This is a genomic window from Bradyrhizobium sp. 87, from assembly GCF_023073015.1.
Classification (GTDB): domain Bacteria; phylum Pseudomonadota; class Alphaproteobacteria; order Rhizobiales; family Xanthobacteraceae; genus Bradyrhizobium; species Bradyrhizobium canariense_D.
In genome coordinates this window covers 39074-63601 of the sequence record NZ_JADPIQ010000056.1, presented here as the reverse complement: position 1 = coordinate 63601, position 24528 = coordinate 39074, and the positions used below count along the sequence as shown (strand labels likewise).

21 protein-coding genes are annotated in these 24528 nt (G+C 65.0%); 8 read left to right on the top strand and 13 right to left on the bottom strand.

Translation table 11 applies throughout. The annotated features are described in order from the left end of the window. The 4 genes from IVB50_RS14295 (at position 1) to IVB50_RS14280 (ending at position 3575) form a co-directional block, all read left to right on the top strand. Complete coding sequence (locus IVB50_RS14295) at positions 1-498, top strand: TPM domain-containing protein (protein WP_018453667.1); 498 nt, start codon at positions 1-3, stop codon at positions 496-498. Between the two features lie 269 nt (positions 499-767). Then, positions 768-1742, top strand: a complete 975-nt coding sequence (locus IVB50_RS14290) for a hypothetical protein (protein WP_018453668.1) — start codon at positions 768-770, stop codon at positions 1740-1742. Positions 1743-1835: 93 nt separating this feature from the next. After that, positions 1836-3383 carry a hypothetical protein gene (locus tag IVB50_RS14285; RefSeq protein ID WP_247296117.1) on the top strand — a complete coding sequence of 516 codons (1548 nt, stop codon included), beginning with the start codon at positions 1836-1838 and terminating at the stop codon, positions 3381-3383. Positions 3384-3410: 27 nt separating this feature from the next. Beyond that, positions 3411-3575 (top strand): hypothetical protein, encoded by a 165-nt coding sequence (locus IVB50_RS14280; protein ID WP_007596528.1) that lies wholly within the window; start codon positions 3411-3413, stop codon positions 3573-3575. An 8-nt stretch (positions 3576-3583) separates the two neighbouring features. Here IVB50_RS14280 and IVB50_RS14275 read toward each other — a convergent pair whose 3' ends face one another. The 3 genes from IVB50_RS14275 to putA form a co-directional block, all read right to left on the bottom strand. Further along, positions 3584-4231, bottom strand: a complete 648-nt coding sequence (locus IVB50_RS14275) for a glutathione S-transferase family protein (RefSeq protein ID WP_018453670.1) — start codon at positions 4229-4231, stop codon at positions 3584-3586. Between the two features lie 192 nt (positions 4232-4423). Next, a complete protein-coding gene (locus IVB50_RS14270) occupies positions 4424-5629 on the bottom strand; it encodes a CoA transferase (RefSeq protein WP_018453671.1) in 1206 nt (401 codons plus the stop codon). Positions 5630-5742: 113 nt separating this feature from the next. Beyond that, complete coding sequence (putA, locus tag IVB50_RS14265; RefSeq protein ID WP_018453672.1) at positions 5743-8742, bottom strand: bifunctional proline dehydrogenase/L-glutamate gamma-semialdehyde dehydrogenase PutA; 3000 nt, start codon at positions 8740-8742, stop codon at positions 5743-5745. 114 nt (positions 8743-8856) lie between these two features. Here putA and IVB50_RS14260 point away from each other — a divergent pair, with 114 nt between their 5' ends. Beyond that, the gene (locus IVB50_RS14260) at positions 8857-9318 is read left to right on the top strand and encodes an Lrp/AsnC ligand binding domain-containing protein (RefSeq protein WP_018453673.1); all 462 of its coding nucleotides are present in this window, start codon (positions 8857-8859) and stop codon (positions 9316-9318) included. Between the two features lie 168 nt (positions 9319-9486). Here the strand turns inward: IVB50_RS14260 and IVB50_RS14255 are convergent, their stop codons facing one another. The 4 genes from IVB50_RS14255 to IVB50_RS14240 form a co-directional block, all read right to left on the bottom strand. Continuing rightward, positions 9487-9687: a cold shock domain-containing protein gene (locus IVB50_RS14255; protein WP_007596519.1), complete on the bottom strand. Its 201-nt coding sequence runs from the start codon at positions 9685-9687 to the stop codon at positions 9487-9489. A gap of 208 nt (positions 9688-9895) precedes the next feature. After that, the gene (locus tag IVB50_RS14250; RefSeq protein WP_026232570.1) at positions 9896-10204 is read right to left on the bottom strand and encodes a sulfite:cytochrome C oxidoreductase subunit B; all 309 of its coding nucleotides are present in this window, start codon (positions 10202-10204) and stop codon (positions 9896-9898) included. Between the two features lie 11 nt (positions 10205-10215). Further along, complete coding sequence (locus IVB50_RS14245; protein ID WP_018453675.1) at positions 10216-11415, bottom strand: molybdopterin-dependent oxidoreductase; 1200 nt, start codon at positions 11413-11415, stop codon at positions 10216-10218. 135 nt (positions 11416-11550) lie between these two features. After that, complete coding sequence (locus IVB50_RS14240; protein ID WP_018453676.1) at positions 11551-13284, bottom strand: adenylate/guanylate cyclase domain-containing protein; 1734 nt, start codon at positions 13282-13284, stop codon at positions 11551-11553. 225 nt (positions 13285-13509) lie between these two features. Between IVB50_RS14240 and IVB50_RS14235 the strand changes: the two genes are divergently transcribed. After that, positions 13510-15075 (top strand): glycosyltransferase family 39 protein, encoded by a 1566-nt coding sequence (locus IVB50_RS14235; protein ID WP_018453677.1) that lies wholly within the window; start codon positions 13510-13512, stop codon positions 15073-15075. A 193-nt stretch (positions 15076-15268) separates the two neighbouring features. Here the strand turns inward: IVB50_RS14235 and IVB50_RS14230 are convergent, their stop codons facing one another. Both IVB50_RS14230 and IVB50_RS14225 read right to left on the bottom strand, forming a co-directional pair. Continuing rightward, entirely contained in the window at positions 15269-16297 is a 1029-nt protein-coding gene (locus tag IVB50_RS14230; RefSeq protein WP_018453678.1) for a TIGR01620 family protein, read from the bottom strand. Further along, positions 16294-17763 carry a YcjX family protein gene (locus IVB50_RS14225; RefSeq protein ID WP_026232571.1) on the bottom strand — a complete coding sequence of 490 codons (1470 nt, stop codon included), beginning with the start codon at positions 17761-17763 and terminating at the stop codon, positions 16294-16296. The genes IVB50_RS14230 and IVB50_RS14225 overlap by 4 nt, the downstream gene beginning before the upstream one ends. A 184-nt stretch (positions 17764-17947) precedes the next feature. Here IVB50_RS14225 and IVB50_RS14220 point away from each other — a divergent pair, with 184 nt between their 5' ends. Then, complete coding sequence (locus IVB50_RS14220; protein WP_018453680.1) at positions 17948-18643, top strand: hemolysin III family protein; 696 nt, start codon at positions 17948-17950, stop codon at positions 18641-18643. 56 nt (positions 18644-18699) lie between these two features. After that, on the top strand, positions 18700-19494 hold the full coding sequence (locus IVB50_RS14215) for an SDR family oxidoreductase (protein WP_018453681.1): 795 nt from the start codon (positions 18700-18702) through the stop codon (positions 19492-19494). Positions 19495-19554: 60 nt separating this feature from the next. Here IVB50_RS14215 and mdlC read toward each other — a convergent pair whose 3' ends face one another. The 4 genes from mdlC to IVB50_RS14195 form a co-directional block, all read right to left on the bottom strand. Next, entirely contained in the window at positions 19555-21177 is a 1623-nt protein-coding gene (gene mdlC / locus IVB50_RS14210; RefSeq protein WP_247296115.1) for a benzoylformate decarboxylase, read from the bottom strand. Positions 21178-21315: 138 nt separating this feature from the next. Further along, a complete protein-coding gene (locus IVB50_RS14205) occupies positions 21316-22164 on the bottom strand; it encodes a MaoC family dehydratase N-terminal domain-containing protein (RefSeq protein WP_018453683.1) in 849 nt (282 codons plus the stop codon). A gap of 15 nt (positions 22165-22179) precedes the next feature. Then, positions 22180-23283 (bottom strand): CaiB/BaiF CoA-transferase family protein, encoded by a 1104-nt coding sequence (locus IVB50_RS14200; protein ID WP_026232572.1) that lies wholly within the window; start codon positions 23281-23283, stop codon positions 22180-22182. Positions 23284-23293: 10 nt separating this feature from the next. Beyond that, positions 23294-24463, bottom strand: a complete 1170-nt coding sequence (locus tag IVB50_RS14195) for an acyl-CoA dehydrogenase family protein (RefSeq protein ID WP_018453685.1) — start codon at positions 24461-24463, stop codon at positions 23294-23296. Between the last annotated feature and the right edge of the window lie 65 nt (positions 24464-24528).

Below are 24528 nucleotides of genomic sequence, written 5' to 3'. Positions count from 1 at the left end.
ATGAGCATCAGGCGCATCACCCGGCATCTGCTCCAGCACCATTGGCGTGCCAAGCAGGTGTTCCCGAAGGGCGTGCTCGGCCGCATCGAGCAGGCGATCAAGCGCGGCGAAGCCAGCCATTCCGGCCAGCTCCGCTTCGTGGTGGAAGGCGCGCTCGACGGCGGCCCGCTGTTTCGCAACCAGCCGGCGCGCGAGCGCGCGCTTGACGTGTTCTCGCAACTGCGCATCTGGGACACCGCGCACAACAATGGTGTCCTGATCTATCTCCTGCTCGCCGACCGCGATGTCGAGATCATCGCCGACCGCGGTATCGATGCGAAGGTTGGTGGCGAGCGTTGGGAGAGCATCTGCCGCGCCATGGAAGTCGAGTTCAGGTCGGGGCAGTTCGAGCGCGGCGTGATCGGCGGCATCGAGGCGGTGTCCCGGGAGCTGACAAAGCACTTTCCGTCAAGCGGCCCGCACCCCAACGAGCTGCCGGATGCACCGGTGCTGATGTGACGGACAGTGATGTGGACAGAGCGGGCGTCATCCACGCCCGTCGTTGACCACGTGGGGGCGGCAGACCCTGTCCGTTGCGCGGCCGTTCATCTTCGCCCGGTTACAAATTGCTTCATACCCGCCACACCGGTTCCACGTTCCCGGCCCAATTCGGCCCCGGATGACTCCCTAAAATTTCGGTAAGCGGGTCCCGAAGTAAGGATTTCGCAAGCAATGAAAGTTACCAAAAGGTCAATCCAGAGTGGAGTATTTGAGCTGTGAGCGAACCAATGGCTGAGCAGGCTGCCCAAACGACCGGTGAGCAGACGAGCGTCGTCGAAGCCGCCGCGACCGCGCCGCAGGCCGTCGAGTCTGCGGGAATCGAGGCCCCTTCGATTGCCCCTGACCACGAGGCGCCGCCCAAGCCTGATCCGATCGAGATTGAGCCGCCGCGGATCGAGGTGCCGAAGTTCGAGGCCCAGGTTGAGCCCAAAGCCGAGACCAAGTCCGAGCCAAAGCCCGGCAAGCTCATCGTCATGGCACCCGCAGAGCGGTCCTGGGACCGTGAGGAGTTTGCGCCGCATGTGAAGGCGGACGAGCCGCGCGAGAGCGGCGGCGCGCGCCGCCTGTCGGCGATGGCCGCGGTAGTGGCGATTGCAGCCAGTGTCGGCGCCATCAGCGGCGCGCTCGCGACCGCAGGGATGATGCACTTCGCAAGCTCCGCGCCGGCACAGGTTGCCGACACCAGCGCGCTGGAATCCTCGGTCGCCCGGATTGATGCCGATGTCGTCGCGCTCAAAGCCAACGTCGAGCATACCTCCAAGACCGGCCTCGGCCAGTTCAACCGGACCAACGACCGCCTCGACAAGCTCGAGAAGGCGCAGGCCGAGCCAATGGCCAAGATCGCAAAGCTGTCCGAGACGGTCGACAAGCTCCGCGCCACCCCGCCCGCGGCGCCCGTCCAGGCCGCAGCCGCCGTGCCCGCCAAGGAGACCACTGGTTCGATCGCACCGACCCAGGTTGCAACCGCCGCAGCTGCGCCGGCTCCCGTCGCACCCAAGACCGAGGTCGGCCGGTTGCCGACGGTCGAAGGCTGGGTGCTGCGCGACGTCTCCAACGGCGGCGCACTGGTCGAGGGCCGCGGTGGCCTCTACGAGGTGTATGCCGGTGACCCCATCCCAGGGGTTGGCCGTGTCGATGCGATCCGCCGTCAGGACGGCCGCTGGGTCGTCGTCACCAGCAAGGGGCTGATCGTCGCGCGCTGAGCGGCCCATATCCGATTTCCGAAAAGGCGCTTCACCACGATGTGAAGCGCCTTTTTGCTTGAATAGCCGTCCCTGCGCGGTGTTACCTGAGGCATGAGCCGCGCCTTGCGAATTCTCGTTGCCGCCGCCGTATTTTTCGGCGGCATCGTGTCGTTGTTGGCCGCGGAGAACGCGCAACTGGCACGCGGCACGGCGATCACCGATCCCGATCTCCTGCGCGAGCTCGACCAGCACGATGCGCTCACGATCTCGCGCCTGTTGTGGCCGGAGCGGAACGCGAACTTTCCGCTGACGACCGATCTGATGTTTTCGTGGTTGTCGCAGCTCAAGGAGATTCCTCCCGCGATCGAGGCGGAGATCGATCGCTACGTCGCCCAGCAGAAGGCGGCATATCCGACCGAGACCATCGGCGTCGGCGAGGGCTTCGACGTACAATTGTTCGATCGCGCCAATCTGAAATCCCGCGACACCCGTTTCGTGCTGGCCGGCATCGTCAACCGCATGGACCGGGCCTATGTCTCGGAAGACTCCTGCGGCGAGATCAGGCTGATCTATCGTCTTGTGCGTTTCGAGACCAAACCGGATGGCGGCAGGACAGCCACGCGGCTGCCGATGACGCTCAATCTGGTGATGAAGGCGCGCGACGTGCGCCAGATGGACGGGAACGGCAAGCCGATCACCTGCGCCGAGGTCGCGCGACGCTGGCTCGGCAATGGCGACTGGCAGGGGCTGATCGGCAGCGACTTCTTCCCTTACGATGCGATGCTCGATCGCATCGAGACCAACATTCAGATCTCAGTTGCGGCGAAATCGGCGCTGCACGATTTCCGCTCCGACTATCTGCTCAAGGTGTTCAAGTACGACGCCGCCTCGAAGACGTTCGAGGAATCGACGCTGGAGAACCAGATCGACCGCGACCGCATTCTCGCTGACAATGATCTCCGGCGCGACTTCAGGGATTGGCTGCTCGCGCCCGATCATCTTCGCGACTTCGATCGCGGTACGGTGCTGATCCCCGAGAAATTCCTGGCCAAGGCTGCAATCGTGCCGACGCCAGCCGGCCTCGATGCTTCTCCGTTGCAGCCGGAGTTCGGGATGGTGCAAGGGGAGCGCAACGGAGAGGGACAGGGCGAGCCGGTCTTCTCCGACAACGATGTGGTTGGTGCGTTGAAGCAAGCTGCTGCGCGCGGGGACATCCAGAACGTCCGCTCGGTCGCGGGCTTCCAGCGCCGCCTCAATGACGTCACCTGCGCCGGCTGCCACCAGACCCGCGGCATCGGCGGCTTTCACTTCCCGGGCGTTGATTGGCTTGCGGACAAGCCGTCCAACTTGACCATCGTGCCGGCCTCGCCGCATTTTCTTGGCGACCAGGTCCGCCGCCGTGACATCCTGACCGCGATGGCCGCAGGCAAACGTCCTGATTTCTCACGTGGATTTGCCAGCCGGCCGCAGACCCGCGGCAGCACTGAGCTGGCGGGGACCGAATATCAGGACGGCTGGGGCGCGCATTGTTCCCTGGAAAATGCGGGATCGCGATCGACCGACAGGAGTTTTACGTCATGGAGCTGTGCTAAAGGATTGACCTGTCAGGCTGCCGCGGCTTCGCGCCGCATCGGCATGTGCTTCATCAAGACGCGTTAGGCTGTCTCGAACCGGTTTGGATGACCCATGACGGACTCCAGCGAAGCCAACAAGGAGCGCAATCGCGAGATCGCGCAGAATGAAGAGGCCAAGCAGGTTACCGGCAGCATCCGCGTCAGCACCTGGGCGGTCGCGGTCGTCGTCATCATCGGCGGAATCCTGTTCACGCTCGGCTGGCTGGCGCTGAAGTAGCCGCGCCCTCACTTCGCGTAATTCGTCATCCGCTTGCCGGGCAGCAGCTCGTAGGCCGGCTGCCAGCCGGGCAGTGTGGCCATGCGGCCAAGCCAGGCGTGAATGGCGGGATAGCTTTCCGCGAAGTCGAAGCCGTGCTCGTCGCTCGGATAATGCAGATAGGCCATCATCGAGATATCGGCGACGGTCGGCCTGGTTCCGATCGCGAATTCGTTGTGCTGGAGATGACCGTCGAGAATGCCGAGAAAGTCTTCGAGCCGCCTGCGAAAATGTTTCAGCACCTGCGGATCGTTGCTTTGCGTGAAGGCGCGCATGAAGCGGTAGGTCGCCATGTAGCCGGTGAGCTTGTGGTTGTCCCAGAACAGCCAGCGCAGCAGCTCGAACTTTTCCTCCTCGGTCTCGGCGCCGAAACGCCCGTGCTGCTCGGCAAGCTTGAGCAGGAGAGGCGCGGTCTGCGTCATCTTCACACCGTCGACTTCGAGCACGGGAATCTCACCCATCTCGTTCACGCTCTTGCGCCATTCCGGCGTGCGCGTGACGCCGCCGCCAAAATCGGTCCAGACCGGCTCGAACCTCTCGCCGCAAAGCGTCAGCATCAGCCCCAGCTTGTAGCTGTTGCCGGATTCGGGGAAGTAGTGCAGGCGGTAGCTGGGCATGGGACCTCGCGATGACTGTGATTGTTGAAGCGATCTACGTCGTCGTCCCGGCGAAGGCCGGGACCCATAACCACCGAACGCAGTTTGGCGAAGATTTGGAGTTATCAGCTTCGTTCGACCTCTTCCTCTCTGGGATATGGGTCCCGGCCTTCGCCGGGACGACAGCGTGGATGTATGACCGCTGTCGGCTCCTTACCCCACAGCCCCCTGCGACCGCAGCTGCTTGATCGCGGCGTCATCGTATCCCGCGCCGCGCAAAATTTCGTCACTGTGCTCGCCGACGTCGGGCGGCTTGCGCGGCTGCACTTTCTTGGCGCCGTCGATCCAGATCGGGCTGGAGATGGTGAGCATGGTGTCGTTTTCGAATGGCACTAGAACTTCGTTGTCAAGCATCTGCTTGTCGTTCGGGATGTCGTCCAGGATGCCGACGATGCCGAACACGAGACCGTTGCCGTCGAGGATCTTGCGCCATTCGGCGAGATCCTTGGTCGCAAAGGTCTCGTCAAAGATCTTGATCAGCTCGACGGAGCGGGCGTGGCGGTCGGGCTTGGTGGCAAAGCGCGGGTCGGTGATGAGATCTTCGCGGCCGAGACACCTGGCCAGCGTCGGAAACTGTTTCTCTTCGCTCAGCAGTGACAGGATCAGCCAGCGGCCGTCCTTGCACTGGTAGTGGTTGGCGACCGCGTTCAACGCGCGTTCGCGCGGCCGCCGCTCGGCGAACTTGGCGCCGCAGAGCTTTGCCTGCGCCAGCACGCTCGCAGCCCACACGCCGTTCGCCATCAGATTGGAGGCGACGTGCGAGCCCTTGCCGGTCTTCTCGCGCTGGTACAGCGCGGTGACGATCGCGCCGTAGAATGCCATGGCGCAGGGATGGTCGCCCATGCCGGCGACCGAGCGGGCTGGCGTCGTGTCGGTGTCGGCGCGGACGAGGTCCATCAGGCCGGAGCGCGCCCAATAGGCGTTGCTGTCGAAGCCGGGCTTGTTGGCCTCTTCGCCTTTCTCGCCATAACCGGTGAACGAGGCGTAGATCAGGCGATCATTGAGATGGGCGAGATGGTCATAGGTGATGCCGAGCTTGGTGCGCACCGGCGGCGGCATGTTGGTGATGAAGACGTCGGCCTCTTCGACCAGCTTGTAGAGCACGGCCTGCGCCTCGGGCTTTGCGAGGTCGAGCGCGATGCTCTTCTTGTTGCGGGCCTCCAGCAGCCAGGCGAAATTGTGCTCGCTGGTCGGATAGCCCGGAATGTTGGGCAGATTGCGGTAGGGATCGCCGGCGCCGGGCGGCTCGATCTTGACGACTTCGGCGCCGAAATCCGACAGCACGGTCGCGGCCGCTGGTGCTGCGATGAAACTCGCGCAATCCAGCACCTTGAGCCCTGCAAAAATGCCCTTTTCCATTGCGGCGTTGCTCCCTCACTCGTGTTGTATCCCGCGCGCTGGAATTGGCGAGGGCCACGTCACGGCAGCATTAGACCGATGTTTCGGCGGGATGCAACGCTCCTCGCCGCGCCTCACTCATCCCCTGCGAGCAGGGCAGCATTGCCGCCGGCTGCTGCGGTGTTGATCGTCACGGTCTGCTCGGTCGCAAAGCGCGCGAGGTAGTGCGGGCCGCCGGCTTTCGGGCCGGTTCCGGACAGGCCGTTGCCGCCGAACGGCTGCACGCCAACCACGGCACCGATCATGTTGCGGTTGACGTAGATGTTGCCGATCTGGACGCGGTCGACGATCGCCTCGATCGTATCGTCAATGCGGGAGTGGATGCCGAGCGTCAGCCCGTAGCCGGTGCGCTCGATCGCTTGCAGGACGCGTTCGAGATTTTCCGCACGATAGCGCACGACGTGGAGGATCGGGCCGAACACCTCCTCGGTGAGCTGGCCGGCATCCCCAAGCTCGAAGATGTGCGGCGCCACGAAGCAGCCCTCCGGCGCGGTGCCGGCAAAGTGCAGCCGCGCCTCTCTCTTCATGCGTGCGATGTGCGCATCGAGGCGCTGCTTGGCCTCGACATCGATCACCGGCCCGATATGGGTCGCGACGTCGCTTGGATCGCCGATCTTCAACTCGCGCGCCGCGCCCGCGATCATCTCGATCATGCGGTCGGCTACGTCCTCCTGCACGAACAGCAGCCGCAGCGCCGAGCAGCGCTGGCCGGCGGAACGAAACGCCGAGGTGACGACGTCGTCCGCGACCTGCTCTGGCAACGCGGTCGCATCCGCGATCATGGTGTTGATGCCGCCGGTCTCCGCGATCAGCGGCACGATCGGCCCGTCCTTGGCTGCCAGCGCCCGGTTGATGCTGCGCGCGACCTCGGTCGATCCGGTGAAGACGATTCCACCGATATCGGGGTGCGCGGCCAGTGCGGCGCCGATGCGGCCGTCGCCAGTGACGAGGTGCAATGCGCTTGCGGGGATGCCGGCCTCGTGCAGCAGCCGCACCGCCTCGACCGCGATGCGCGGGGTCTGCTCTGCGGGCTTGGCCACCACGCTGTTGCCGGCCATCAGCGCCGCCGTGACCTGGCCGAGGAAGATCGCCAGCGGAAAATTCCATGGCGAGATTGCCACGAAGACGCCGCGGCCGCGCATGGCCAGCGCATTGCTCTCGCCGGTCGGGCCCGGCATCGCCACATCGTTGCCGAACAGCTTGCGACCCTGCGCGGCATAATAGCGGCAGAAGTCGGTGGCCTCGCGCAGCTCCGACAGCGCATCGTCGAGCGTCTTGCCGCCCTCGCGTTGCAGCAGCGCTATGAAATGGGGCGCGCGGTTCTCCAGAAGATGCGCGGCCTGCTCCAGCGCCGCCGCGCGCGTGGCTGCGGGTGTCCGGCTCCAGGCGGCAAAGCCGGCGCGCGCCGCAGCCACTGCCGCATTGGCCTGATCCGGCGTTGCGTCCGCGATCGGCTTGAGGTCGATCGTCTCGGCTTTGACCTCCGTCAGCAACCGGTCGAGCGCGGCGCGCGCGCCGAATTCGACGCCGCGCGAATTGCGCCGCTCGGGCGCGAACAGGTCGCCCGGCAACGGAATCTTGGGATGGGCCGCGTGCTGCGGCCGGACGATGGCATCCGCCGGGCGCTGCAACAGCGCCGTAACCGGCACGCGATAATCGGACGCTTGCGCCACGAAGGAGGAGTTGGCGCCGTTCTCCAACAGTCGCCGCACCAGATAGGCGAGCAGGTCGCGATGGCTGCCGACCGGGGCGTAGGTGCGGTAGGCGATGTCCGGGTGATCCTTGGCGAGCTGCTCGTAGAGCGCCTCGCCCATGCCGTGCAGGCGCTGGAATTCGAAGCCGCCGTTCGCACCGGCAAGCTCCAGCACGGTCGCGACGCTCAGCGCGTTATGGGTGGCGAATTGCGGGAAGATGCGTGGCCGCAGACTCAACAGCTTTTGAGCGCAGGCGACGTAGTTCAGATCCGTCATCGCCTTGCGGGTGAACACGGGATAGCCGTCGAGCCCGCGCTCCTGCGCGCGCTTGATCTCGGTGTCCCAATAGGCGCCCTTGACCAGCCGCACCATCAGCTTGCGGTCGTGCGCCCGGGCGAGCGCATCGACATAGTCGATCACGTCGCCGGCGCGCTTCTGATAGGCCTGGATCGCGAGGCCAAATCCGTCCCAACCGGCAAGCGAGGGATCGGCGAGCGTTGCCGCAATCACGTCGAGGGACAATTCCAGCCGGTCGGCTTCCTCGGCGTCGACGGTGAAGTTGAGATCATGGACCTTGGCGCGCTGCGCCAGGTCCAGCAGTTGCGGCACCAGCTCGGCCATCACACCGTCGCGGCTGATTGCCTCGAAGCGCGGATGCAGCGCCGACAGCTTGACGGAGATGCCGGGCCGATCGGGCAGGGGATGGCTGCCCGCCGCCTTGCCGATAGTCAGAATCGCGCTGGCATAGGCGTCGAAATATCGCCTTGCGTCGGTGGCGGTGCGGGCGCCTTCGCCGAGCATGTCGAAGGAATAGCGCTGCCTCTCGCCGGAGCGCGGCCGGGCCCGCTCCAAGGCCTGCGCGATGGTCTCCCCCAGCACGAAATGATTTCCCATCAGCCGCATCGCCTGGCGCGTGGCGGTGCGCACGGCGGGTGCGCCCAGCCGCTTCACCAGCCGGCCGATGGTGCCATCGGGCGTCTCGCCGGGCTGGATCACCCGCGCCGAGAGGCCCAATGCCCAGGCCGAGGCGTTGACCAGGAAGGCGGTGGACTTGGTCTCGTGGTGGATGAAGTCGCCCTCGCCGAGCTTGTCCTCGATGAACTGGTCGGCGGTGCGCGCGTCCGGCACGCGCAACAGGGCCTCGGCCAGCACCATCAAGGCCAGCCCTTCCTTGGTCGAGAGCGCAAATTCCCGCAGCATATCCTCGACTCCACCAAGCCGGTCGTCGCGCTTGCGGATGGCTTCGATCAGCCGCGTCGCGGTGCGATCGATCCGCGCCTCCTGCGGCGGGCCGAGATGCACAGATGGCAAAAGGCGCGCGGCGATATCGGCGTCATCGGGCGCGTAGGCGGCGGAGAAGGGAGGCGGAATGTTCGGCATGGCGTGTCCTGTGGCTTCAATTCAGGATAATGCCCACGCTACCTTAGCTCGATAGACAATTTAGCTCATTCGGCTTAGAAAATGAAGTCGCCCAGTCATTTGACCTTACGGAATATGGAATTAGATCGAACCGACCGGAAGATCCTCTCGATTTTGCAGCAGGACGGGCGAATCGCCAATGTCGAGCTCGCGGAGCGCATTGGGCTGTCGCCGACCTCGATCGGCGAACGGCTGAAGCGTTTGCAGCGAGAGGGCTTTATCGAGGGCTATGGCGCGCGGCTAAACCCGCACCGGCTCGGCCTCGGCCTCCTGGTGTTTGTCGAAGTGCTGCTCGACAAGACCACGCCCGACAATTTCGAGCGTTTTGCCCGCGCGGTGAAGCTGGCGCCCGAGGTGCTGGAGTGTCACATGGTCGCCGGCGGCTTCGACTATCTTGTGAAGGCGCGGCTGGCAGACATGGCTGCGTATCGGCGCTTCCTCGGCGAGACCTTGCTGTCGATGCCCGGCGTGCGCGAAACGCGAACCTATGCGGTGATGGAGGAGATCAAGCGCGACGCACCATTGCCGGTGGACTAACGAAGTGCCGTCGCGATTGTCATTGCTGTGGCGTCCAATGGGCGGTCTTCGCGGGCAAATAGTTCTCCCTGTGCAATCGCAACGCCTGTCGTCGAGTGCACTGACCGTTTCTAAAATTTCTTGGCCCGGCTCCCGGATCGATCCGGGAGTTAGCAAAAGCCGGCGGGCTTATACTTTGAGGTTCTCTGCGGAGCTTTTGCCTCGGTTTGCGATCTCTTCATATTCAACCGTCTGTCCTTCGTTCAGGGACGACAGACCGGCTTTCTGCACTGCCGAGATATGCACGAACACATCCTTGCCGCCCGACGCAGGCTGGATAAATCCATAACCCTTCGTCGGGTTGAACCACTTGACCGTACCTTTAGCCATCACGACTTCTCCGCGGGTCTTCCTCCGAGATCTCGAACCGCCAGTCCCCGCCAACCGGCCGGTTCGGTCCTAATACGATACGCGGAATGTGGCTGGCTTGGTAGCTCAAACCACATCGGCATTTCGGCGAATTCCGCTCAACTTCGCGGCGTTTTTGCCGGATTTGCCCTTTTCGCGGTCACTTGGTCGGCGCGCCGCGCGCCATCCGTCAATAAGTCGCGGCCAGATAATCGACGATCTTGCTGACATCGGCATCGTCGATGGGGGCGCCATAGACCTTGATCATCTTGGTCACCTCGGCCTGCCAGAAACCTTTCTTGTCCTTCATCGGCGGCTGCGTGTTGATGTAGTCGGCGGAGTGGCAGGCGCTGCAATTGCCCTGCACGACTTCGAGATTGGGCCCGAGCTTGAACGCCGCGACCTCATCGGGGGTCTTGTAATTGACCGGTGCTGCAAGTGCCGAACCCACCACGGCGGCGAGGGCGAGCGTGATGGCGAGGAAAACGGTGCGCTGCATGATCATTCCCCTCAAGCCACGGTAACGCGGACGGTTTCGACGACGTTGCGCAAGTAACCCGCCGGATTCCAGCGCGGCGTATCCGGCTGGGTTTCGCCGCCATTGCCGGTGGCGCGCACCTTGAGCTCGTGGGAGCCCGCCGCGAGCTTCACCGGCAGCGTCCATTCACGGAATGAGTATTTGCCGAGATCCTTGCCGAGCCTGGCGTTGGTCCAGGTCTTCCCGCCGTCGGTGGAGACCGCGACCTCCTTGATACCCTTGCCGCCGTCGAAGGCGATGCCGCGCAGCGTCGTGCCGCCTGCTTTCAGCTTGGCTCCGTCCGGGACGCTGGTGATGAAGGAACGGATGGTGAAGCGGTTGATCGGGATCGTCGCCTTCGGCGCGGTGCCCGGCTCGACCGCATTGTTCGGCGTGTCCGGAATGCGATAGGCCGACTTCATCCAGAACCCGTCATAGACATTGTCGACGACGGTGATCTCGTTGAGGTGCTTGACCCAATAGGTGCCGAAATAGCCGGGCACGATCAGGCGCAGCGGAAAGCCGTTGAGGAACGGCAGGTCTTCGCCGTTCATGCCATAGGCCAGCATCACCTCACCGTCGTTGGCGTGATCGATATCGAGCGCCTTGACGAAATCGGGCGTTTTGTCGCTGACCGGACCGTCCATGCCGTTGAAGGTGACCTGCTTGGCGCCGCTCTGCACGCCCGCCATCGCCAGCACGGCCTTCAGCGGCACGCCGCGCCAGCGCGCATTGCCCATCGCGCCGTTGGCGAGCTGACCGCCGGCCACGCGCGGATCCAGGAAGCCGCGGCTGTTGCCGGAGCACTGGTTGACGGCGACGATCTCGGTCGCCTTCATCTTCCTTATATCCTTCAGCGACAGCTTGAGCGGCTTGTCGACCTTGCCCTTGACCTCGAGCGTGAACTTGTCGGGGTCGAGACTGTAGGGCAGGTCGGAAAGGTGATAGCGCACGAAGAACGCGTTATTCGGCGTGATCGGGCCGTCGTTGAACACCGCGAACGGCGTCTCGAGCTGCGGCGGGCGGCTGGTCAGGCCGATCATCGGCCGCTTCTGCGGATATTTCACCAAAGGCCGTTCGCCATTGGCAAAGGGCAGGGCGACGGTGTCGAGTGCCAGCGCTTTGGTCGAGTTCAGTGCAGTCGCAACAGCGGCAAGGCCCGCTCCTTTGAGCAGGTCGCGTCGATCGAACATGTGGTCTCCTCCCGGAGCTTTTCGTTGGATCACGGTCATCACCGCGATCTCTCACTCATCTGTCGCAACGACTCAGATGAAGTCAATTCGTGCTTTCGCAGCAGGCCCATGCCGCTGCGTTGCAGCAAGCCGGTGTTACGCCGCGACGCGTTCGCCGGGATCGACGAGCGCCGACAGCTCCCTCGCGTCCGCAACCACACGCACGGCCATCGGTTCGTCGCGGCCGCGGATCGCGACCTCCTGCTGCGGCAGCGCATCGTCGGCAAGGCCGGCGGTCCGGCGGACTTCCTCCGAGACGATCGCTTCGCAGGCCAGCGTCTTGGTCATGTCCTGGAGGCGGGCCGCGACGTTGACAGCATCGCCCAGCGCCGTGAAGACGATGTGATCGCGATACCCGATGTCACCGATGATGACCTCGCCGCCATGGATGCCGATGCCGAAGCGGATCGGCTGGCGTAGATCGTGGGACAGGAGCTCGTTGAGCTCATCGATATGCCTGGCGATGCCGGCGGCGGCCTTCAGCGCCTGCCGGCAGGCGGTTTGCGGATCGGCGCTCAGTCCGAACAGCGCCAGCATGCCGTCGCCGACAAATTGGTTCGGCTGGCCGCCATTCTCGATCACAGCCTGCGAGACGGCGCCGAGGAAGCGGTTGACGATGAACACGGTGTCGAACGGCAGCCGCTTCTCGGCCAGCTGCGTCGAGCCGCGCATATCCACGAACAGGCTGACGAGATAGCGCTCCTGGCCGATTCTGGCAGGCGTCGAGGCCTGTGTGTTCGCCGAAAGCGTATGCGCGGTGAAGAGCTGGAAGAAGGAGAGATCCGACGTCGGCCGCAGCTGGCAGGCCAGCCTGATCGAGGGGTCACTGGTGCCGACACGGGTGAGCACGAACGCCTCGCGCTGCGACGGCTCGGGCAGGGCGCCATGATCGCCGATGATGCGGATGCGGCAGGTCGAGCAGCGGGCGCGGCCGCCGCAGACGCTGGCATGCGGCACATTGTGGCGCAGGCTCGCTTCCAGCACGGAGAGGCCCTTGGGGACGCGCACCGTCTTGCCGTTGCCGTAGGACAGCGCGATCATGCCGCCGCGCCGCTCGCACAGGGCGCGCGCGCCACGCGCCAGCAGCGCCAAAGCGAGCAGTCCGAGATAGCCGGCGGTGAGGCCGCCGGTGATGCGGTCGAGCATCGCGGCCTCTGCCGTGGTGCCCAGCTGGCGGCGCGTGAGATTGTGCGTCCGCCATTCCCCGTCGTCGGCCTCGACCTCGACGCTGCGGCCACCCTGGTAGACACCCAGCAGCGACAGCGTCGGGATCAGCACGGCAGCCGCGAGCAGATAGGGCGCCGCGCGCGTGAAGAACGGTTTGAGGCGAAGCCAGAAATAGATGCCGATGCAGCCGTGCACCCAGGCGATGAGAAGCAGGATCGTCATGGTCCAGATACGGTTCGACGCGACGAAGAACAGATAGAGTTCCTGCGGATAGAGTTTTTGGTGTCCGTAAAGCGTCTGACCGAGCCGCACCCCGATCACATGCGCCATGACCAGCGCGGGGATGCTCAAGCCCAGCACGAGCTGCAGCGGCTCGACCGTCCGCCAACGGAACTGCCGGCGCTGATACAACGCGTAGATGCCGAGCCCCATATGCGTGAGCGCCGCCGTGTAGAACACGATCGCAACCGGCAGGAACTGCCAGAACAGCATGTGGTAGTAGACCCCGATCTCCATGGCATCGACCGAGATGTTGCCGAGCGCATGGTTGAGGAAATGGCTGACCACATAGGCGAACAGGATGACACCGCAAACCAGCCGCACCTGGCGTACGCTGATGGCGCGGGAAAGATCGGAAAATCGTGTGGATGCGGTTGCGGCCATGATTCTGTTGTATCAGTTCATGAAGGAGAACAGCCAGCGTCGCGTTTAATTCCGGGGGTGGATAGCGCGCCCGATCACATGCGCGGCAAGCGGCCGCAATCTCCGTGTCGTCCTGGACAAGCACCCCCGGGGGCGCACGCGGATCCGGGACGACGGTACCCAACATTGACTCCCCCTCCCAGGTTGGCGAAAAGCGCCGCCGTGAGGACAGCTCCCGACATCACGATGCTCCCCGCCGGCGCGGCGCGCCGGCCGCTCGTCATGGCCGCGGCGATCATCGCCGCGATGACGCTGCTGCGCATCGTCTACGCCTCGGTCATCGAGCTGCGCACGGACGAGGCCTATTACTGGACCTGGTCGCAGGAGACGGCGCTCAGCTTCCTGGATCATCCCCCCGGCATCGCCTGGCTGATCCGGTTCGGTACTGCGATCTTCGGCGACACCACACTCGGTGTGCGCTTCGGCGGCATCGTCGCGATGCTGGTGACGCAGCTCCTGCTCGCGGACATCGTCCGCCGCCTCACTCATGATGTGCGCGCCGTCGTGCTCGCGGTGCTGATGCCGGAGGCCGCGCTCTATTACGGACTGCTGATGGCCAAGGTCGCGCCCGATGTCGCCATGATCCCGTTTGCGGTGGCAATGATGTGGTGCCTGGTGCGGCTCGCGCAGGGCGGCGACGGCCGCTGGTGGCTCGCGGCCGGCCTGTTCGCCGGGCTCGCGATGCTGTCGAAATTTACCGTGATCATGTTCGCACCGGCGGTTGCCGCCTTTCTGCTGGTGCCGGATTGGCGCTGGCGCTGGTTGCGCAGCCCCTATCCTTATCTCGCGGTCCTGATCGCAATCGCCGTGTTCTCGCCGGTCCTGATCTGGAACGTGCAGCACGACTGGGCCGCGATTCGCTTCCAGGGTGTGCGCGCCACCACCAGCTACGGCATCTCGCTCCGCACATTCGGCGACTACATCGGCCTGCAATTCGGACTGGTCGGCTTCGTCATGCTGCCGGTGGTACTGACGGGGGTGGTGCTGACGGCGTGGCGCGGCTATAGCACGCGCGAGCCGGTCGCGATTTTGCTGTCGACCGCGGTCCTGGTGCCGTTTCTCTATTTCCTGGCGAAATCGCTGACCCTCCGCGTCGGCGACACCTGGCCGATGTTCATGTGGCCGGTCGGTTTCGCCGCCGCCGCTGTCAACCTCACCATGCTGTCGCGTGAAAAATGGTCGGCGCGGATGATCAGATCGTCGCTGTTCTGGGTCAACACGGCGGTGGTCTCCGGCACCGCCTTTGTCGTCATCGTGTTCCTCTACTACGTCGCCGCGCCCTGGAATTTACTTGGCAAGATCGATCCGATCGGTGCCGAGTCCGGTTACGAGCAGGTCGCCGCGCGCGCACAGGCCGCATTGGACGAGACTGGCGCGACCTGGATCGCCACCACGGACTACCGCACCTATGCCATGATGCGCTGGCTGTTCAGGGGCCGGGTGCCGGTGATCGAGATCAACGAGCGCGGCCGCTTCCAGGACTTTCGCGATCCGGGCATGGACCGGATCAAGGGCCACGTCGGCATCTATGTCGGGCGCGAGCCGGACAATCGCTCATCACTGTGGGAGAACATCCCCGCCAAGCGCGAGCCGCTCGGTCAGGTCGAGCGCCGCTGGCGCGGTCTCGTGATGGACACGTACACGCTGGAAAAGCTCACCGGCTGGACCCCAGAGCTGTCGCCGCCGAAAGACTCGCCGCTGTTCCGGTGGCGCGTGCTGGCGGGCGAGTTTGAGCGGCGTACGCTCGCCTAGCAAGGCGGCCTTCTTCCTTCTCCCCTTGCGGGAGAAGGTGGCGCGAAGCGCCGGATGAGGGGTCTCTATCCGCTAAGACGACTGCGAGAGGCGCGCGCGGAGAGAACCCCTCACCCGTCTCGCCGCTCTGCGGCGAGCCACCCTCTCCCGCAAGGGGAGAGGGGAAAACGAGTCCGCCGCGCAAGATGGCGTTCTACTCTTCCTCGTCCTTCTTCCGCAGCAGATCCGTCGCGAGGTCCGACAGCTTCGGCGGCGGCAGTGCGGCGAACGGCAACGGCCGTGTGACGTCGATTGCGGCGAGGCCGAGCCGCGCCGTCAGTAATCCATTCAGCATGCCTTCGCCCAGCCGCTGCGACAGCTTCGCCGCAATGCCGTGGCCGAGCATCTGCTGCACCAGGCTGTCGCTCGCCGCCATGCCGCCGGTGATGGCGAGATGGGCGATGACATGGCGGAGCAGGCGGATCATGCCCAGCGCGCCAGGCCGGCCGCCATAGAGGAAAGCGAGCTGGCGGATCAGGCGCAGCGACACGATGAACACAAACATCACGTCGATCGCCGCTCGCGGGCTCACCGCCGTGACGATTGAGACTTTTTGCGCGGCTGACGACACCAGCCGCCGCGCCTCGATGTCCAGCGGCGACATCAATTCGCGCTCGGCGAGCCGGATCATGTCGGCGCCGTCGATGATCTCGCCGGCGTGGCTCTCCAGGGCGGCACGGGCGCGCGCGAGCTGCGGGTTCTGATGCGCTATCTTGAGCAGATCCTGCACGATGATGCGGCTCTCCTTGCGATCGTCGCTGGCAAGAACAGCGGCTGCGCGCTGATGCAGCTTTTCGATGGTTGCTAGCCGCGCCAGCCCGAAAGCCTCGCGTCCGGTCACCACCGCGAGCGCAAGCGCGGTGATGAAGGCAAGGGCCACTCCGACGAAGCCGAGGCTGTCGCTGCGCGCAAACAGATCCTCGATCAGACGGACGACGCCGAGTCCGACCCCGAGCAGCGTCAGCCCGGCAACGCCGGACCAGAACATTGGGCCCCAGGGAAAGCCGCGCCGCGCCGGAAGCGTCGCTGCGATTGGCACCGGCAAATTCGCCGGATCGGGCTCCGGCGTGATCTGGATGGTGGTACGGCCGAGCCGGGTCGTCTCGTCGGCCTCGGTGACGACGACGCCGGGGTCGTCGAGCCGGAACGTCGCCGGTCGCCGTGGCTTCGATCGGTCGTTCATGACAATTTGTCTCCGATCAGGAACTGCAAGGCACGGTCGAGGCGGATGTGAGGCAGCGCCGGGTGGTCGGCCCCCTCACGTTCGAGCTTCGGCGGACGGAAGCGCAGGAAGCGAAAATCGCTCTTCCCGGCGGCCTCGGTCGAGAGGCCGCGGAATGCGTCGGTGCCGTTGAACAACGGCTCGGGATCCAAGGGCAGGTCGCCCGGAAAGGTTGCCACCTCGGTGCTGCCGTCGAAGAATTCGCCGCCGGCGCTTTCTCCCGCGGCGGGCGTTCCCAAGATCGACGGCAATTTGTCACGGCCATGCGCGACCTGCGCCTCGCGCGTGGCGCGGACGGCGGCGAGCGCGACGACGTCGATCGCCGCACCGGTATTTTCCGCGCGCGCAACGGCGCGGGTGACCGCGCGGCGCAGCACGGCCTCGAGCCGGTCATGGCTGGAATGATGCAGATGATCCGCCTTGGTCGCCGCGAACAGCACGCGGTCGATCCGCGGCCGGAACAGGCCGGAGAGGAATGTGCTGCGGCCGATGTTGAAGCAGTCGAGAATGCCCGCGAGTGCGGCTTCGAGATCGTGCAGCGCTTCGGGGCCGGCGTTGAACGCGGCGAGCGCGTCGGCCAGTACGATCTGGCGATCGAGCCGAGCAAAATGATCGCGGAAGAACGGCCGCACCACGACGTCCTTGTAGGCCTCATAGCGGCGCACCATCATCGCCCACAGCGATCCCTCCGGCGCCTGGCCACCCGCGGGTACGTCGAGCGGCGCAAAGGTCAGCGCCGGTGTGTCGGCGAGATTGCCCGGCATCAGGAAGCGGCCGGGCGGCAGCAGGCTCATCGCAAACCGCTCGTCGCGGCAGCCTTGCAAATAGCCCCTGAAGAGCTTTGCGGCCGTCAGCGTCGCCTGCTCGTCCTCGCGCGCCTCGGGCTTGAGCGTTGCGAGATGCGCGTGCCAATCCGCGGCAAGATGGACGCGCGGCGCCTCGCGTGACAAGGCGAGACTTTCGGCCGACCATTGCTCAAAACTCTTCTGAAGCAGCGGCAGGTCGAGCAGCCACTCGCCGGGATAGTCGACGATGTCGAGCGTCAGCGTGCGGTCGGCGCCGTTCTGGCGCTGGTAGTCGATGACGAGCCTGAGCTCGCTGATGTCGACAGTCGAGTTCGGCCAGCGCCGCTCCTCGATCAGCGCGCGCAGATGGCTCTCATAGGCAAAGCGCGGCACCGCGTCGTCCGGCTGCGGCGCCAGATGCGCCCGCGCGATCCGCCCGGATGAATAGGCCTCGAACACCGGAAACCGGCCGCCACGGGTGAGGCCGTGGATCAGCGCGGTAATGAACACCGTCTTGCCGGCCCGGGACAGGCCGGTAACCCCCAATCGTACCGTCGGATTGAAGAAATGCTCGCCGTAGTCGATCAGCGCCCGAGCCGACAGGCGCGCCTCCTCGATCATATCCTGGAAACTAAATGCCATATGAACGTTGGGAATCCCGGGCGAGGGCGGATAGGCAAAAAGGACTAATCACAAAAGTGGCAACTGCCTGAGGAAAATCAAGCTTCATACTTCCACCGTCTTTGTCGGCAAATCAGCCGTTTGAACGACGCGCCGATCCCGAAACACCCATACAAGAGGGTATTAACTCACCTTGCGGATTGCCATGACCGTCTTCCAATTGAAACAGCTCGCATCCTCCTCCGTCCACGCAGCCGCCGACGCGGTCGGCTGGCATTACGACCGCGCCGAGTTGATCGCCGACGGCGTGATCCACGCGATCGGCGTGCTCTGCGGCATCATTGCCGCGACCGTGCTGGTGGTGCTGACGGTGCTCTTTGCCGACGCGACCGACATCGTCGGCGTCTCGATCTACGTCGCCGGCCTGCTTTCGATGCTGGTGTTGTCGGCGACCTATAATCTGTGGCCAGTCTCGCCGGCCAAATGGCTGCTGCGGCGCTTCGACCATTCGGCGATCTATCTCCTGATCGCGGCGACCTACACGCCGTTCATCCTGGAGGTGAAGGACAGTGGGTTCGCGCTGGTGCTGCTCGCCGGCGTCTGGTGCGTGGCGCTCCTCGGCATCGTGCTGAAACTTCTCTACCCCGGCCGGTTCGACCGCGTTGCGGTCGGGATCTACCTAGCGATGGGCTGGAGCGGCATCATGCTCTACGATTCCGTGGTCAAGGCGCTGCCTGCGCTGGTGCTGGGCTTCGTCCTTGCGGGTGGACTGCTCTACAGCTTCGGCGTGATCTTTCATGCCTGGCGGCGGCTGCGCTTCCAGAATGCGATCTGGCACGGCTTTGTCTTGGCCGGCGCGGCGTGCCATTATACCGCGGTGCTCGACCTCGTGTTGAGCTGAGCAAGCTCCGCGAAGCGCAATAAGCCAAAACGGTACAAGACAAGAGGAGACGTCGCATGCAGGTGACCGGCAAGGTCGTGGTCGTCACGGGCGGCGCCAACGGCATCGGCAAGGCGCTGTGCGAAGCCTTTCACAAGGCGGGTGCGGCCAAGGTCGTCGTCGCCGACATGGACGCGGACAACGCGCGGGCGGTCGCGGCCACGGTGGATGGCGCGGCCTTCAAATGCGATGTCGCGCAGGAAAAGGATATTTCCCACGTCATCGAGGAGACCGAGCGTCAGTTCGGCCCGATCGAATTGTTCTGCTCCAATGCCGGCATCGGCGGCGGCTTCGACCCGATGTCGGTCAATGCCGGCGGCGCCTCGGATGAGCCCTGGCAGCGCAGCTGGGCGATCCACGTCATGGCGCATGTCTATGCGGCGCGGCATCTGATCCCGCGCATGAAGGCGCGCGGCGGCGGCTATTTCCTTAACACGATCTCGGCCGCCGGCCTGCTGTCGCAGGTCGGCAGCCCGGCTTACTCCACCACCAAGCATGCCGCGGTCGGCTTTGCCGAAAATCTCGCGATCTCGCACAAGGCGCACAACATCCGTGTCTCGATCCTCTGCCCGCAGGGCGTGGACACCAACATGCTGCGTTCGATCCCCAAAGGCCCGCAATCCGGCGACGGCGACCTCTCGCCCGAGCAGGTCGCCAAGGACGTGCTCGCCGGTCTCGATCAGGAGACGTTCCTGATCCTGCCGCACCCGCAGGTGCTCGGCTACATGCGCAAGAAGACCGAGAATTACGACCGTTGGATCGGCGGCATGGCCAAGATCCAGGCTAAGATGCGGGAAGATTTCGGGACGTAGGAAGGGGCCTGCCACGACCTCCGGTGTCGTCCTGGCTTTCGCCAGGACGACGGTCGGCCCTCAATGCTTCTGCCCGTACAGCACCGGCACCGCCGAATCCACGACCACCTCCACCAGGCTCGTCCCTTCGAATGCCATCCCGCGCTTGAGCGCCTCGCCCAGTTCGGCCGCCTTGCTCACCCGCACCGCATGGCAGCCCATGCCCTCGGCCAGCCGCACGAAATCGATCCCCGGCAACTCGAGTCCCGGCACGTTCCTCACCTGCATCACCTGGCTGAACGAGCGCATCGCGCCGTAGCCGGAATTGTTGATGACGATGATGGTGAGCGGCAGCTTGCGCTGCGCGGCGGTCCACAGCGCCTGGATCGAATACATCGCCGAGCCGTCACCGATCAGGCACACCGTGCGGCTCGTCGGCTTGCCGAGCGCCATGCCGACCGCGGCCGGCAGCGAGTAGCCGAGGCCTCCGCTCGCCATGGTGTAAAAACTGTCCTGGCCGCGCATCGGCATGAACTTTTGCATGGCCGGCCGGTGCGAGGGGATTTCCTCGACCAGCGACGCGCCGTCCGGCATCGCCTGCGACAGCGAATGCAGCAGGAATTCGACCGGCAACGGATCGCCGGCTAGCAGGGCCGGCGGCAGCGTTCGCCCCTTCGGTGCCGCGCGCTTGCTCTCCGGCAAGAGGTCGAGCAGCATTGCGAGCGCCGGCTTCATCGTCGCGATGATGCTGGTGCCGACCGGCGTCACCGCCGCGGCATCCGGGTCATCGGTGATCTGGAAGATCGTCGCGCCGCCGTCGAAGATCGCGGCATGGCCCTCGACGTGGAAGGTGAACACCGGCGCGCCGATCACGACGACGAGGTCGTGCTCGCGCAGCGCGTCCGACAATTGCGCCGGCGAGGCATGCAGGAAACCCGCGAATTGGGGATGACGTTCCGGGAACGAGCAGCGCGCCGAAAACGGGCTGACCCAGACGCTGGCCCTGGCCTTCTCGGCCACGCGCACCATCAGGTCGACCGCGCCGGCGCGATCGACGCCGGGGCCGACGACGAGGGCAGGGTGCTTGGCTGAATTGAATGCGGTGACCAGCGCCTTCATCGCGTCAGCTTCGGGCCCGATCTCGCGGCTGACCTTGCGTGCTTCGATGGGAGCGGCCGCATGCGCCCAGTCGTCGACCGGGATCGAGACGAAGGTCGGCCCGCATGGCGGCTGCATCGCGGTGTAATAGGCGCGCGCGATGGCGGCCGGAACGTCCTCGGGCCGCGCCGGCTCCACGCTGTACTTCACATAAGGCCGCGGGAATTCGGACGCACGCTCGGCATAGAGGAACGCCTGCAAGGGGAGGATCGAGCGTGCCTGCTGGCCCGCGGTGATCACCAGCGGCGTCTGGTTGCGATGCGCGGTATAGATGTTGCCGAGCGCGTTGCCGACGCCGGCGGCCGAATGCAGATTGACGAAGCCGGCATTGCGCGTCGCCTGCGCATAGCCGTCGGCCATGCCGACGGCGGAGGCTTCCTGAAGCGCGAGCACGTAGTCGATGTCGTCGGGCCAGTCGCTCAGGAACGGCAGCTCGGTCGAGCCGGGATTGCCGAATACCTTCTTGATGCCGAAGGAGCGTAGCAGGTCGAGCGTCGCCTGCTTGACGGTGACGGATTTGGTTGTGGCTTTGCCGTTCTTCACCATGGTTGCCGTTCCCTGTTGTCCATCGGCGCTGCTACCTCACCCGTCATTGCGAGCGCAGCGAAGCAATCCAGAATGCCGCCGCGGCGACAGTCTGGATTGCTTCGTCGCTTCGCTCCTCGCAATGACGAGGAGAGACCATCACCACACCGCGGTCCCCTTCATCGTCGGCTGCCCCTCCGCGTTCGCGGTCCACAGCTCCATGCCATCAGCGGTCTCGTTGGCGTTGATGGAGAACTCCGAGCCCTCGAACAGCGGCTGGAGGCCGCGATAGGTGAACTTCTTCGGCGGCTTGCCGCCGCGCAGCTTCGCCGCCATCTCGATGATGAAGGTTGCCTGCAACGGCCCGTGGAAGATCAGGCCCGGATATCCCTCGACCTTGGTGACGTAGTCGCGGTCGTAATGGATGCGGTGGCCGTTGAAGGTCAGCGCGGAATAACGAAACAGCAGCACGGGATCGGAGACATGCGTCTGGCGATGCTGCGCCTTCGGCGGCGGAGGCGGCGCCTTTGCCGGCGCGGACGTCGTCGTCATCTCGCGATAGACGATGTCCTGCCGCTCGCGGATGGCGATGCCGCGCGGCGAGGAGATGCTGTGCTCGACCGAGACGAAGCACAGCGTGCCGGTCGAGCCGGTCTTCACCTGTACGTCCGCGATGCGCGAGCTCCGCGTCGATTCGTCGCCGACGCGCAGCGGCTGCAGGAACTCGATCTCGCCGCCGGCCCACATCCGGCGCGGCAGCGGCACCGGAGGCAGGAAGCCGCCGCGGGTGGGGTGGCCGTCGGGGCCGAGCATCGACATCGGAAACACCGGCTGCGCCAGGCACCAATGCACCGTGAACGGCGCCGCGTCGCCCGGCTTGGGCGCGCCGACCTCCTGGAACAGCGTCGCACGCAGGCCCTTCACGAGCTGCGCGGTGACGGTGTCGGTGGCCTCTTCGCTGCGGCCGATCCATTGCCTGAGATGATCGATGTCGAGCTTCTCGGTCATGACGCCTCGCTCTTGTTATTTCTTGGATTGGGGATTTTCGCCGATCGCCGGTACAGCACCATAGCTGCGCGTCTCGCCGACAATGATCGGCGCCGGCGCGGGATAGCTGACGCGTCCCTGCGGCGTGTCCACCTCGATGCGGCGCAGATGCGGATGCTTGGTGAGGTCCGCCATGGTGTTGACCTCGGCAAAGGCGATGTCGGCCTCGGACAGCCGCTTCAATAGCTCATCGCGCGTCATCTTGCCGAAGGCATCCGCGACCGTCTTGTCGGTGAAGTCGCGGTTGCGCACGCGCTCGACCATGTTGGCCACGCGCGGATCGGCGGGCAGATCGGGCTGGTCCAGCACTTTTGCGCAAAGCGTCTTCCACTCGCGCTCGCTTTGGATCGAAATCAGGATGTCCTTGCCGTCGCTAGACGTGAACACGCCATAGGGCGCGATCGAGGGATGGCGCAGCCCCATGCGCTTGGGCGGATTACCGGCTTCGGAATTGAGCAGCGGCACGGTGCACCAGTCCGCCATCACGTCGAACATAGAGATGCGGATGTCGGCGCCCTTGCCGGTGCGTCCGCGCCCGATCAGCGCCTCCAGGATCGCCGCATGCGCGGTGGCACCGGTCGCGACGTCGACGATGGACATGCCGACGCGCGAGGCGCCGTCGGGATTGCCGGTGATCGAGGCAAGGCCGCTCTCGGCCTGGATCAGGAGATCATAGGCCTTGCGGTGCGCATAGGGGCCGTCGTCGCCATAGCCGGTGATCGTGCATGAAATCAGCCTGGGATAATCCTTCAAGAGCCGCTCCCGCGAAAAGCCGAGCTTGTCCATCGAGCCGGGCTTGAGATTCTGGATCAGCACGTCGGCGCTCGCGATCAGTCGCTCCAGTTCGGCGCAGCCTTCCCTGGTGGCGAGATCGACCACCGCCGATTGCTTGCCGCGGTTGAGCCACACGAAGTAGCTGCTCTGGCCCTTGGCCGCCGCGTCATAGCCGCGGGCAAAATCGCCCTCGGGCCGCTCGATCTTGATGACTTCCGCGCCGGCATCCGCCAGCCGCGACGAGCAGAACGGTGCCGCCACCGCCTGCTCGACCGCAATCACCCTGATCCCGTCAAGTGCTCCCATGATGGCTGCCTCAGTACGAGCGGGGCATGCCGAGGACGTGCTCGGCGATGAAGGACAGCACGAGGTTGGTCGAGATCGGCGCGACCTGATAGAGCCGCGTCTCACGGAATTTGCGCTCGACGTCGTACTCCTCGGCGAAGCCGAAGCCGCCATGGGTCTGGACGCAGGCATTCGCCGCTTCCCACGACGCATCGGCCGCGAGCATCTTGGCCATGTTGGCCTCCGCGCCGCAGTCGAGCCCGGCCTCGTATTTGCGCGTCGCTTCCTTCACCATCAGTTCGGCCGCGCGCATCGCGGCGTAGGCCTTGGCGATCGGGAACTGGATGCCTTGGTTCTGGCCGATCGGCCGGCCGAAAACGCTGCGCTCCTTGGCGTAGCTGGTGGCCTTGGCGATGAACCATTTGGCGTCGCCGACGCATTCGGCAGCAATCAAAATGCGCTCGGCATTCATGCCGGAGAGGATGTAGCGAAAGCCCTTGCCCTCTTCGCCGATCAGATTTTCCGCCGGCACCTTCATGTCGGTAAAGAACACTTCGGTGGTGGCATGGTTCATCATGGTGCGGATCGGGCGGATCTCGAGGCCCTTGTTCTTGGCCTCGCGCATGTCGACGATGAACACCGAAAGTCCATCCGTGCGCTTCTTGACCTGGTCCTTCGGCGTGGTGCGCGCCAGCAGGAGCATCAGGTCGGAATGTTCGGCGCGGCTGGTCCAGATCTTCTGGCCGTTGACGACGTAGCCGGCGTTGCCGTCCTTGCGCGCGAAGGTCTTCAGCGAAGTGGTGTCGGTGCCGCTGGTCGGCTCGGTGACGCCGAAGGCCTGCAGCCGTAATTCGCCGCTCGCGACCTTCGGCAGATATTTTGCCTTCTGCTCGTCATTGCCGTGCCGCAGCACGGTGCCCATCGTGTACATCTGGGCGTGGCAGCCGCCGCCGTTGCAGCCCGCGCGCTGGATCTCTTCGAGGATCGCCGCGGCCGCTGAAAGCTTCAAGCCCGCGCCGCCATATTCCTCGGGGATCAGCACCGAGAGATAGCCGGCCTCGGTCAGCGCGTCGACGAAGGCCTTCGGGTAGGCCATCTCACGGTCGAGCTTGCGCCAGTATTCGCCGGGAAACTGCGCGCAGAGCTTTGCGACGGCTTCGCGGATGTCGGCGTGATCTTCGGTGTGGTGTTCTTCACTCATGGGGTTTCCCGTATGTGCGGCAGTTAAGATAACGCCGGCCGATCCTCTGGCGTTGTGAAAACACT